12 protein-coding genes are annotated in these 12,136 nt (G+C 69.0%); 11 read left to right on the top strand and 1 reads right to left on the bottom strand.

Annotated features, from left to right (window positions below; all coding sequences use genetic code 11):
• Positions 1–338 (top strand): aminotransferase class V-fold PLP-dependent enzyme (locus A9W96_RS07950; protein WP_156765153.1); only part of this gene is annotated, 338 nt, incomplete at its 5' end.
• A complete protein-coding gene (gene mnmA, locus A9W96_RS07945) occupies positions 339–1,415 on the top strand; it encodes a tRNA 2-thiouridine(34) synthase MnmA (protein WP_067022893.1) in 1,077 nt (358 codons plus the stop codon).
• On the opposite strand, the gene A9W96_RS07940 is transcribed toward mnmA, so the two are convergent.
• Complete coding sequence (locus A9W96_RS07940; protein ID WP_197499448.1) at positions 1,416–2,060, bottom strand: sensor domain-containing protein; 645 nt, start codon at positions 2,058–2,060, stop codon at positions 1,416–1,418. It abuts the gene before it with no gap.
• 99 nt (positions 2,061–2,159) lie between these two features.
• Between A9W96_RS07940 and A9W96_RS07935 the strand changes: the two genes are divergently transcribed.
• The 9 genes from A9W96_RS07935 to A9W96_RS07895 all read left to right on the top strand — a co-directional run.
• Positions 2,160–3,188 carry a methionine synthase gene (locus tag A9W96_RS07935; protein WP_067138811.1) on the top strand — a complete coding sequence of 343 codons (1,029 nt, stop codon included), beginning with the start codon at positions 2,160–2,162 and terminating at the stop codon, positions 3,186–3,188.
• A gap of 64 nt (positions 3,189–3,252) precedes the next feature.
• Positions 3,253–3,735: an SRPBCC family protein gene (locus tag A9W96_RS07930; protein ID WP_066862118.1), complete on the top strand. Its 483-nt coding sequence runs from the start codon at positions 3,253–3,255 to the stop codon at positions 3,733–3,735.
• Complete coding sequence (locus A9W96_RS07925; protein WP_066862114.1) at positions 3,732–4,049, top strand: helix-turn-helix transcriptional regulator; 318 nt, start codon at positions 3,732–3,734, stop codon at positions 4,047–4,049. Before A9W96_RS07930 ends, A9W96_RS07925 begins: the two co-directional genes overlap by 4 nt.
• A gap of 43 nt (positions 4,050–4,092) precedes the next feature.
• On the top strand, positions 4,093–6,174 hold the full coding sequence (gene ligA / locus A9W96_RS07920) for an NAD-dependent DNA ligase LigA (RefSeq protein WP_067138809.1): 2,082 nt from the start codon (positions 4,093–4,095) through the stop codon (positions 6,172–6,174).
• Positions 6,175–6,178: 4 nt separating this feature from the next.
• On the top strand, positions 6,179–7,291 hold the full coding sequence (locus tag A9W96_RS07915; protein ID WP_067138807.1) for a cystathionine gamma-lyase: 1,113 nt from the start codon (positions 6,179–6,181) through the stop codon (positions 7,289–7,291).
• 57 nt (positions 7,292–7,348) lie between these two features.
• The gene (locus A9W96_RS07910; protein WP_156748802.1) at positions 7,349–7,957 is read left to right on the top strand and encodes a TetR/AcrR family transcriptional regulator; all 609 of its coding nucleotides are present in this window, start codon (positions 7,349–7,351) and stop codon (positions 7,955–7,957) included.
• 165 nt (positions 7,958–8,122) lie between these two features.
• Positions 8,123–8,569, top strand: a complete 447-nt coding sequence (locus A9W96_RS07905) for an MmpS family transport accessory protein (RefSeq protein ID WP_197498198.1) — start codon at positions 8,123–8,125, stop codon at positions 8,567–8,569.
• Complete coding sequence (locus A9W96_RS07900) at positions 8,566–11,499, top strand: RND family transporter (protein ID WP_067138805.1); 2,934 nt, start codon at positions 8,566–8,568, stop codon at positions 11,497–11,499. The genes A9W96_RS07905 and A9W96_RS07900 overlap by 4 nt, the downstream gene beginning before the upstream one ends.
• 154 nt (positions 11,500–11,653) lie before the next feature.
• The coding region (locus A9W96_RS07895) for a DUF222 domain-containing protein (RefSeq protein ID WP_156765152.1) at positions 11,654–12,136 on the top strand (483 nt) is incomplete at its 3' end.

Below are 12,136 nucleotides of genomic sequence, written 5' to 3'. Positions count from 1 at the left end.
GCATCGAGGACGTCACCCTCAACGGGGCCCGCGACCCGCTGCGGCTGCCCGGCAACGCACACTTCACCTTCCGCGGCTGCGAGGGCGATGCGCTGTTGATGCTCCTGGACGCCAACGGGATCGAGTGTTCGACCGGATCGGCGTGCACCGCGGGCGTCGCGCAGCCCTCGCACGTGCTGATCGCGATGGGCGCCGACGCGGCCACCGCGCGTGGATCATTGCGACTCTCGTTGGGGCACACCAGTTCCGACGCCGACGTCGACGCCGTGCTGCGCGTGCTGCCGGGCGCGGTGGACCGCGCCCGACGGGCCGCGCTGGCCGCCGCGGGGGCGTCCTAGGTGAAAGTGCTTGCCGCCATGAGCGGCGGCGTCGACTCGTCGGTCGCCGCCGCCCGGATGGTCGACGCCGGACACGACGTGGTGGGCGTGCACCTGGCGCTGTCCAGCGCGCCCGGCACGCTGCGCACCGGCTCGCGGGGGTGCTGCTCGAAGGAGGATGCCTCCGATGCGCGCCGCGTCGCCGACGTGCTCGGAATCCCGTTCTACGTATGGGATTTCGCGGAGAGGTTCGCCACGGACGTCATCGACGAATTCGTGGCGTCGTACGCGCGCGGCGAAACGCCCAACCCGTGTGTGGTGTGCAATCAGAAGATCAAATTCTCGGCGCTGTCCGCGAAAGCCGTTGCGCTGGGCTTCGATACGGTGGCCACCGGCCATTACGCCCGGCTCGCCGACGGCCGGCTGCGCCGCGCCGTCGATCACGACAAAGACCAGTCCTACGTGCTGGCCGTCTTGAGCGCCGAGCAGCTGCGGCACGCGGCGTTCCCGATCGGGGACACCCCCAAGCCGCAGATCCGGGCCGAAGCCGCCCGGCGCGGCCTGACCGTCGCCGACAAGCCGGACAGCCACGACATCTGCTTCATCCCCTCGGGCAACACCCGCGCGTTCCTGGGCGAGCGCATCGGGGTGCGCCGCGGCGCGGTGGTCAATGCGGACGGCACGGTGCTCGCCGAGCACGACGGCGTGCACGGTTTCACCATCGGGCAGCGCAAGGGACTCGGCATCGCCGGACCGGGACCCGACGGCCGCCCGCGCTACGTGACAGCGATCGACGCCGAGACGGCCACGGTGCGGGTGGGGGAGGCCGCCGACCTCGAGATACACGAAATGGTCGGGCGGGCACCGGTTTTCACCTCGGGCGTCGCGCCGTCGGGCCCGCTGGAGTGCGCGGTTCAGGTGCGCGCGCACGGTGAAGCCGCCGACGCGATAGCCGAACTGGTCAACGGCGAGCTGGTGGTGCGACTGCGCGCCCCGATGCGCGGCGTGGCGCGGGGCCAGACGCTGGTGCTCTATCGCCGCGACCCCGACGGCGACGAGGTGCTCGGCAGCGCCACCATCGCCGGCACCGCACGCTGATCACCGCGGCATGTTCGCCGAGATATTCGTCATCACGATGTCGGACACCGACTGCGCGAAGCCGCAGAAGGTGACCTCCAGCATGGCCACCGACAGGATCCGGTAGTCGCGGCCGCAGCCGCCCGGCCGCAGGTGCAGCGTGGTGGCATCGGCGTTCCAGTCGCCGACGTAGAGCTGCCCGCTCGAGCCGTTCGCGCAGGCGCCGACGGTGCCCACCAGGGCGCCGAAGGCGCGCCGGGCGGCGTCGGCATCGCGATAGGCCGCGGCGCCTTCGGAGATCAGCGCCCCGTCGGGCGGGTCCTGAAAGGTCGTCTTGTGGAACGCCTCCAAGTCGCGGCCGAACGTCGCCGTCTCGGCGTAGATGAACCGGCACTCGCGCGGCGCGGTCTCGGCGAGCGCGTCGATGTCCACCGGGCTGGTGCCGTCCATCGAGGGGATGATGGTCAGATGCTCACCGGCGCCGGTGATCGCGCGCATCCGGGACTGGTCGAGCAGGATCGCGTCGACGTCGACGCCCTGCACCACTCTGCGGTTGGCGCCGGAACCCGCCAGGGCCGCGCCGTCCACCACCCGGGTGCACGACGCCACCAGCGCCACCGCCGCGCACAACAGCGGCAGCCACGCTGATTTCGCCTTCTGCGACACCTTTACGCACCCCTTTTGCGTTGAACCTACCCGCGCGGCCAGCGCGCACACAGACCCCTGCCGACCGGGGGGTGCTCCGACGTCGAATACGGTTGTCGGGTGAGTGTTTTCGCCCATCCCTTCGCCACCGCCAGCGGTGTCGGCTCGTGGCCCGGCCGCGCCGCGCGGGAAGCCGCCGAAGTCGTGGTGGGCGAACTGGCGGGCGCACTGGCGCACATCGTCGAGTTGCCCGCCCGCGGCGTCGGTGCCGACATGCTCGGCCGGGCCGGCGCGCTGCTGGTCGACGTGGCCATCGACACGGTGCCGCGCGGCTACCGGCTTGCCGCCCGGCCCGGCGCGGTCACCCGCCGCGCGATCAGCCTGCTCGACGAGGACATGGACGCGCTGGAGGAGGCCTGGGAGGCCGCCGGCCTGCGCAACGACGGCCGGGTGGTGAAGGTGCAGGCGCCGGGCCCGATCACGCTGGCCGCCGAAATCGAGCTGGCCAACGGCCACCGGGCGATCACCGACCCCGGGGCGCTGCGCGACCTGGCCGCGTCGCTGGCCGAGGGGGTGGCCGCGCATCGGGCCGGGATGGCCCGCCGGCTCGAGGCGGAGGTGGTGGTCCAGTTCGACGAGCCGTCGCTGCCCAAAGCGCTGGGCGGGGGGCTGAGTGGGGTCACCTCGCTGAGCCCGGTGGCGCCCGTCGAGGAGGAATTGGCCGCCGGCCTGCTCGACAGCTGCGCCCACACGGTCGGGGGCGAGGTGCTGCTGCACTGCTGCGCCCCGGGTATCCCATGGGAACTGTTGCAACGCAGCGCATTTCGTGCCGTGTCGGTGGACGCGGGTGCGCTGACCGCCGCGGACCTGGACGGCATCGCCGAGTTCGTGGAGCCGGGCCGCACCGTCGTGCTGGGGGTGCTCGGCGCCGAGCCCCCGCCGCGCCGCCCGGCGGCGGAGGAGGTGGCCGCCGCGGTGGTCGCCGTCACCGACCGCCTCGGCTTCGCCCGCCCGGCGCTGCGCGACCGCATCGGCGTCACCCCCGCCTGCGGGCTGGCCGGCGCCACGCCGCAGTGGGCCCGCGCCGCGATCGGGCTCGCCCGCAAGGCGGCCGAGATGTTCGCCGAGGACCCCGACGCCATCGGATAGGCAACCAATTGGTTGCGTTTTGGGCCGCGATGTGCTGCACTCATAGGCAACCAGGAGGTTGCACATGAAGATCGAGAAGCAGGTCGTGCTGCGCGCGCCGCTCGACCGGGTGTGGCGGGCGATCAGCGACGCCGAGGAGTTCGGACGCTGGTTCGGGGTGCGGTTCGACGGGCCGTTCGTGGCCGGAACGTCGGTGACCGCCGCGATCACCCCCACCACCGTCGACGGCGAGGTGGCCAGGCGTCAGGAGCCGCACACCGGAGTCCGCAGCACCTGGCAGATCGTCGCCGTCGAGCCGCCGCGCCGGTTCGCCTACCGCTGGCATCCGTTCGCCGTCGACCCCGACATCGACTACGACCAGGAGCCGACCACGCTCGTCGAGTTCACCCTGGCTGAGCGGCCCGACGGCGTGCTGCTGACCATCACCGAGTCCGGGTTCGAGGCGATCCCACCGGCACGTCGCGGCCCGTCCTTGGAGGCCAACGGCGAAGGCTGGGCGATCCAGACCACGCTGGTGCGCCGGTACGTCGAGGGCGTCCGGGTATGAAAGTCGCCGTCGACGCGCCGCTCTTCGACGCGCTCGGTGACCCCAACCGGCTGCGCATCATCGTGCGGCTCTGCGATCACGGCCCGAGCTCGACATCGCAGGTCACCAGCGTCATACCGGTCACCCGGCAGGCGGCCAGCAAGCACCTGCAGCTGCTGGAGTCCGTCGGGCTGGTGACCAGCAGCCGGCGGGGCCGCGAGCGGGTGTGGACGGTGCGGACCGAGCCGCTGGCGTCGGCCAGCGACTACCTGAGCCAGCTGTCCCGCCGGTGGGATGCCGCCGTGGATCGGTTGCGCTCTTACGTCCAGGACTGAGCGCGCCGGGTTTTGCGTCGGTGTCCTCGGATAGCCTGCCAAGGTGAGCTCAGCAGAAGCTGATTCGGTATCGCCCGAGGTGCGCCGGCAGTGGCAGGACCTGGCCGAAACGGTCCGCGAACACCAGTTCCGCTACTACATCAAGGACGCCCCGATCATCTCGGACGCGGACTTCGACGCGATGTTCAACGAACTCCTGGCGCTGGAGGAGCGGCATCCCGAGCTTCGGGTGGCCGATTCGCCGACCCAGCTGGTCGGCGGCGCGGGGTTCGCCACCGAGTTCGCCGAGGCGGCGCACCTGGAGCGGATGCTGAGCCTCGACGACGTCTTCGATCGCGACGAGCTGGTGGCCTGGAGCAACCGCGTCGAGAACGAGGTCGGCAAACAACCGCATTACCTGTGCGAACTCAAGATCGACGGGGTGGCCTTGTCGCTGGTGTATCGCGACGGCCGGTTGGAGCGCGCCGCCACCCGGGGCGACGGCCGGGTCGGCGAGGACGTGACGCTCAACGCGCGCACCATCGACGACGTCCCGGAGCGGCTGTCGGCTGGCACGGACTTCCCGGTTCCCGCCCTGCTCGAGGTGCGCGGCGAGGTGTTCTTTCTGCTCGCCGATTTCGAGGCGCTCAACGCCAGCCTGGTCGAGGACGGCAAGGCGCCGTTCGCCAACCCGCGCAACAGCGCGGCCGGGTCGCTGCGCCAGAAGAACCCGGCCGTCACCGCCCGGCGCAAGCTGCGGATGATCTGCCACGGCATCGGCCGCACCGAGGGGTTCGCGCCCAAGAGCCAGCACGAGGCCTACGCCGCGCTGAGCGCCTGGGGGCTGCCGGTGGCCGCACAGACCGCGCGGGTGCGCGGCCTGGCCGCCGTCCAGGAGCGGATCGCCTACTGGGGTGAACACCGCTACGAGCTCGAGCACGAAATCGACGGCGTGGTCGTCAAAGTCGACGACGTCGCCCTGCAGCGCCGGCTGGGAACCACCTCGCGCGCGCCGCGGTGGGCCGTCGCCTACAAGTACCCGCCGCAGGAGGCGCAGACCAAGCTGCTCGACATCCGCGTCAACGTCGGGCGCACCGGACGCGTCACGCCGTTCGCGTTCATGACGCCGGTGAAGGTGGCCGGGTCGACGGTGGGGCTGGCCACCCTGCACAACGCCGCCGAGGTCAAGCGCAAGGGCGTGCTGATCGGCGACACGGTGATGATCCGCAAGGCCGGTGACGTGATCCCGGAGGTGCTCGGCCCCGTCGTGGATCTGCGCGACGGCTCCGAACGCGAATTCGAGATGCCCACCGCGTGTCCCGAGTGCGGCACCCCGCTGGCGCCGGCCAAGGAGGGCGATGCCGACATCCGTTGCCCCAACGCCCGGTCCTGTCCGGCGCAGTTGCGCGAGCGGGTCTTTCACGTCGCCGGCCGCGGTGCATTCGACATCGAGGGGCTCGGTTACGAGGCCGCCATCGCGTTGCTGAAAGCCGGCGTGATCGCCGACGAGGGCGACCTGTTCACGCTCAGCGAGGACGACTTGCTGCGTACGGAGCTGTTCCGGACCAAGGCCGGTTCCCTGTCCGCGAACGGCAGGCGGCTGCTGGACAACCTGGACAAGGCCAAGCAGGTGGCGCTGTGGCGGGTGCTGGTGGCGCTGTCGATCCGGCATGTCGGCCCGACGGCCGCGCGCGCCCTGGCGACCGAGTTCGGCGACCTGGACGCGATCATGTCGGCATCGACGGAGCGGCTGGCCGCGGTGGAGGGCGTCGGCCCGACGATCGCGGCGGCGCTCACCGAGTGGTTCACCGTCGACTGGCACCGCGCGATCGTCGAGAAGTGGCGCGCCGCAGGCGTGCGGATGGCCGACGAGCGCGACACCAGCGTGCCGCGCACGCTGGAGGGGCTGACGGTGGTGGTCACCGGGTCCCTGGCCGGCTTCTCCCGCGACGACGCCAAGGAGGCGATCCTGGCGCGCGGCGGAAAGGCCGCCGGCTCGGTGTCGAAGAAGACCGACTACGTCGTGGCCGGTGATTCGCCGGGTTCCAAGTACGACAAGGCGATCGAGCTGGGAGTGCCCGTCCTCGACGAGGACGGCTTCCGGACACTGCTCGCCGAGGGTCCGACCGAGACCCCCGCGGACTGAGCCGATGAGCAATCGGTACGGTGATTCCACGCGCAGCCTCAAAGCCGTTGATTCTCAAGCAATGCCGGGTCAGCCGGTGGCCCCGCAGCCGGTGCTTGCGTCCATCTACCACCTGTCCGGCGACGAGTCCGGTGCCGTGGACAACTACGGCCGCGACTCCAATCCGACTTGGCGGCAACTGGAATCCGCACTTGCCGAGCTGGAGGGGGCGGCCGGTGCGCTGGTGTTCGGCTCGGGCATGGCGGCCATCGCCGCGGTGCTGCGGACCCTGGCGACCCCCGGATCGACGGTGGTGATACCCGCCGACGGTTACTACGAAGTTCGCCGCTATGCCCGCGAGGACCTGGCGCCGGCGGGCGTGAGCGTCATCGAGGCGTCGAGTGCGCAGATCTATGACGCCGCCGCGGGGGCCGACGTGGTGCTGGCCGAGACCCCCACCAATCCGGCGTTGGACGTCGTTGATCTGCACCGGCTGGCCACCATCTGCCGGGGGCGCGGCGCCCGGTTAATCGTCGACAACACCGTCGCCACGCCCCTGGGGCAGCAGCCGCTGTCGCTGGGCGCCGACGCGGTGGTGGCCAGCGCCACCAAGGCCCTGTCGGGTCACAGCGACCTGTTGGCCGGATACGTCGCCACCGATCAGCCCGAGCTGCTCGCCGCGGTGCGGCGCCACCGGCAGTCCGCCGGTGCGATCCTGGGCGGGTTCGAGGCGTGGCTTCTGTTGCGCAGCATGGGAACTGCGGGATTGCGCTTCGAACGCCAATGCCAGAACGCCCGGGCGGTGGCGACCATGCTGGCCCGTCACCCGGCCGTGCGGGCGGTGCGCTATCCGGGCTTGGTCGACGACCCGGCGCACCAAGTGGCCATGGCCCAGATGCGCCGATTCGGGGCGCTGGTCTCGGTCGAATTGGCCGATGCGGCCGCGGTGCACGCGCTGGTGGACCGCAGCGAACTGCTGGTCGCCTCCACCAGTTTCGGTGGCCTGCACACCTCGGTGGACCGCAGGGCGCGCTGGGGTGACCCGGTCCCCGACGGATTCGCGCGCATCTCACTGGGTATCGAGGACACCGACGACCTGCTCACCGACATCGAACGCGCGCTGCTGCCCTCGCGCTGACGCGACATCCGTCGGGCCGGACTGGCGGAAATTGGTCCGCATCGCCCGAGCGGCTCTATCGTGGGCTCTATGACCCAGACGGCCGATCGGTGCGAGCACGCATCGCCGTGGTCGCCGCGCGAGGCCGAAATCCTGGCCGTGACCCTGGCGCTACTGCAGGAACACGGCTATGACCAGCTGACGGTGGACGCGGTGGCCAACGCCGCGCGGGCCAGCAAGGCCACGGTCTATCGGCGCTGGCCGTCCAAGGCCGAGCTGGTGCTGGCGGCCTTCATCGAAGGCGTCCGCAAGGTGGCCGTCCCGCCGAACACCGGCTCGCTGCGCGGTGATCTGCTGAGCCTGGGGGAGACGATCAGCCTGGAGTGCGGACAGCACGCCGGCACCATCCGCGCGGTGATGGTCGAGGTGTCGCGGCACCCCGCGCTCAATGACGCCCTGCAGCATCAATTCCTCGACCAGCGCAAGGCAACGATCCAGCACGTGCTGCGTCAGGCCGTCGCCCGGGGCGAGATCACCGAGGACGTCATCACCGACGAACTCTGGGACCTGTTGCCCGGCTACCTCATCTTCCGGTCGATCATTCCCGGTCGCCCGCCCACCCGTGACACCGTGCAGGCGTTTGTCGACGGGTTTCTCATCCCCGGCCTGACCAAGCCCGCCGGGTAACGGCGCCGCATGCCCGCGCCCGCCCGTGGGAAATATGTACGCGCGCGTCTCTTGTACAGTACGGTCCCGTACCGTACTGTCATAGCTGTCGATCACGCTCACGAGGTTGGCAGCCGCAGTTGGCTTGAGCGTGATCTTATCGCCCGATCTTCGAAAGGCTAACGGGTGAAAGGCTTTTCGATTGCATCACTGGTGAGGCGGGGATGGATGGTGCTCGTCGCGGTGCTGGTCGTGGCGCTCGCGGGATTCGGGATCTATCGCCTGCACGGCATCTTCGGCTCGCACGACAACACGGCGGCCAACAGCGGGCTGGCGGCCGAGATCGTCCCGTTCAACCCCAAGCGGGTCGTGCTCGAGGTGTTCGGCGACCCGGGGGCGACCGCCACCATCAACTACCTTGACGTCAACGCCCAGCCCCAGCAAGTCAAGGACGCGCCCTTGCCGTGGTCGTTCACCATCACCAGCACCGAGCCCGCGGTGATCGGCAACGTCGTCGCGCAGGGCAACGGCGACACCCTGGGCTGCCGCATCACCGTCAACGGCGAAGTGAAAGACCAACGCACCGTCCACAAAGTCGACGCCTACACCTTCTGTCTGGATAAATCTGGATGACAAACCATGAGCAGTCGCGGCCCTTCGTGCCGCGCACCATCCGCCGGCTCGCGCTGCCGATCCTGTTGTTCTGGGTGGCGCTGGCCGCCATCACCAACATCGCCGTCCCGCAGCTAGAAGACGTGGGCAAGACTCACAACGTGGCGCTGAACTCCCCAGATGCCCCGTCGCTCAAGGCGATCAAGCGCATCGGCGAGAAGTTCGCAGAGTTCAACACCGACAGCTCGGCGATGATCGTGCTGGAAGGCGACAAACCGCTGGGCGCCGAAGCCCACCGGTTCTACGACGAGATGGTCCGCAGGATCGAGCAGGACCGCAAACACGTCCAGCACGTCCAGGATTACTGGGGCGACACGTTGACGGCGGCCGGATCGCAGAGCAGCGACGGCAAGGCCGCCTATGTTCAGGTGAACCTCGCCGGCAACCAGGGCTCGGCCTTGGCCAACGAGGGTGTCGGGGCGCTGCGCGACATCATCGAGCGCATGAAACCGCCGCCGGGCGTCAAGACCTATGTGACCGGTGCGGCGCCGCTGATCTCCGATCAGTTCGACGTCGGCAGCAAGGGCACCGCGAAGGTCACCGGGATCACCATCGGGGTGATCGCGCTGATGCTGTTCTTCGTCTACCGCTCGGTGCTCACCACGCTGCTGGTGCTCGCCACCGTGCTCATCGAAATGTCCGCCGCCCGAGGCCTTGTCGCGTTCCTGGGTAATGCCGGCGTGATCGGGCTGTCGACGTATGCCACGAATCTGCTCACGCTGCTGGTGATCGCGGCCGGCACCGACTACGCAATATTTTTCGTCGGCCGCTACCAGGAGGCGCGCGGCGCCGGCGAGGATCGCGAAAAAGCCTTCTACACCATGTATCACGGCACGACACACATCGTGTTGGGTTCGGGGCTCACCGTCGCGGGCGCGGTGGCCTGCCTGAGCTTCACCCGGTTGCCCTACTTCCAAAGCCTGGGTATCCCAGCCGCATTGGGTATCCTCGTCGCGCTGTTCGCCGCGCTCACCCTGGGGCCGGCGATCCTCACCCTGGGTGCGATGGTCGGCATCTTCGACCCCAAACGGGCGATCCGAACCCGCGGCTGGCGGCGGATCGGCACCGCCATCGTCCGCTGGCCCGGAGCGGTGCTCGCGGCGGCGTGCGCGCTGGCACTGGTGGGCCTGCTCGCCCTGCCCGGCTACAAGACCAGTTACGACACCCGCCCATACATGCCGGCCAGCGCGCCGGCCAACATCGGGTACACGGCCGCCGAGAAGCACTTCTCGCGAGCCCGTCTGGAGCCCGAATTGTTGATGGTCGAAACCGATCACGACATGCGCAACCCGGAGAGCATGCTGGTGCTGGACAAGGTGGCCAAGGCGGTGTTTCACGTTCCGGGTGTGGCGCAGGTGCAGACCATCACCCGGCCGCTGGGGACCCCGCTCGTCCACAGCTCACTCGCGTTCGTGGTCAGCAATTCCAGTGCGGCGCAACAGCAAAACTTGACCTATCAACAGGATCGGGCCAACGACGCGCTCAAGCAGGCAAACGAGCTGAGCAAGACCATCGACATCCTCAAGCAGCAGTACGCCTTGCAACAACAACTCGCCGGCACGACCCACGAGGAGACCGAAAGTTTCCGCGACACGCTCGTCACCATCCGGGACCTGCGCGACAAGATCGCGAACTTCGACGACTTCTTCCGCCCGGTGCGCAGCTACTTCTATTGGGAGAAGCATTGTTACGACATTCCCGTCTGCTTCGCGTTCCGGTCGCTGTTCGACGCGCTCGACGGCATTGACCAGCTCACCGAAAAGTTCGAAAACCTCACGGCCTCCCTCGACAAGCTCGACGCGCTGCAGCCGAAACTGACGGCGCTGATACCGCCGCAGATCGCGAGCCAGCAGACCAATCGCGATCTGACTCTTGCGAATTACGCCACGCTGTCCGGGATCTACGCGCAGACCGCGGCCGCGATCGACAACGCGACGGCGCTCGGGCGCGCCTTCGACGCGGCCAAGAACGACGACACCTTCTACCTGCCGCCCGAGGTGTTCAACAACCCCGACTTCAAGCGTGGGCTGAAACTGTTCCTGTCCCCGGACGGCAAGGCCGTCCGGATGATCGTCACCCACGAGGGCGATCCGGCTACGCCGGAAGGCATTTCGCACATCGACCCGATGGCCAAGGCGGCACATGAGGCCCTGAAGGGCACGCCGATGGCCGACGCGCACGTCTATCTCGGTGGCACCTCCTCGACCTATAAGGACATCCAGGACGGCGCCAAATACGACCTGATGATCGTGGCGTTCGCCGCGCTGAGCCTCATCCTGCTCATCATGATGATCATCACGCGCAGCCTGATCGCCGCGCTGGTGATAGTGGGCACCGTCGCGCTATCGCTGGGGGCGTCCTTCGGACTTTCGGTCTTGGTGTGGCAGTACATCTTCGGCATCGAGCTGTATTGGGTCGTGCTGGCGCTGGCGGTGATCCTGCTGCTGGCGGTGGGATCGGACTACAACCTGCTGTTGATCTCGCGGTTCAAGGAAGAGATCCATGCGGGCCTGAATACCGGCATCATCCGGGCCATGGCGGGCTCCGGCTCGGTGGTCACCTCGGCCGGCATCGTCTTCGCGGTCACCATGTGTGCGTTCGTGTTCAGCGGTTTTCAGGTGCTCGGTCAGATCGGGACGACGATCGGGCTCGGCCTGTTGTTCGACACGCTTATCGTGCGGTCATTCATGACGCCTTCTGTCGCAAGGCTTCTCGGGCGCTGGTTCTGGTGGCCACAACGGGTGCGGCCACGCCCGGCCAGCACCATGCTGCGGCCCTACGGCCCACGCCCGGCGGTTCGACAGCTGCTGCTGTGGGAGGACGACGACCCTGTCGCGATGTCGGGATCGAGGTCCGCATCGATGGCCGGCTCGAAAGCGCAGGCGCCCTAGCGCGACCTGATTTCGGCTCACGGATCGGGATTCGCGGTGTGGGCAGTGGGCGAGGCTGTGCCTGTCGGGCATGGGCTGGGGGATGCGTGCACCGAACTCTTCAGCGGGCATCCGGCGGCCCGGACTTGTCGGTGGTGGCTGTGATGATGGCGTCATGTCTCCGACCGTGACTGCAGCCAGCGTCGAAGCGTCCCCGAAGGAACGTCTCGAGGAGCTCTTCGACGAACTGGCGGAGTTGACCGGTCAGCGTAATGCGATTGATGGGCGCGTCGTGGAGATCGTGGCCGAGATCGACCGCGACGAGTTGTGCGGGATGACCGGGGCGCGGTCGGTGCCGGCGTTGGTGGCTTGGAAGACGGGGTGTTCGTCGGGGAATTCGCGCACGATCGCCACCATCGCGAGCCGGCTGGAGGAGTTCCCGCGCTGCGCGGCGGGCATGCGAGAGGGCCGGCTGTCGCTGGACCAGGTTGGGGTGATCGCGGCGCGGGCCGGTACAGGGTCTGATGAGCATTACGCCGAGCTTGCCGCGGTGGCCACGGTGAACCAGTTGCGTACCGCGATCAAGCTGGAACCGCGGCCCGACCCCGAGCCCCGGCCGGAGTGGCGGGGGCCGCTGGCCTCGATCACTAAGACCTCC

Source organism: Mycobacterium sp. 1245852.3 (assembly GCF_001669335.1).
GTDB lineage: Bacteria > Actinomycetota > Actinomycetes > Mycobacteriales > Mycobacteriaceae > Mycobacterium > Mycobacterium europaeum_A.
This window is presented reverse-complemented; position numbering and strand designations above follow the sequence as displayed.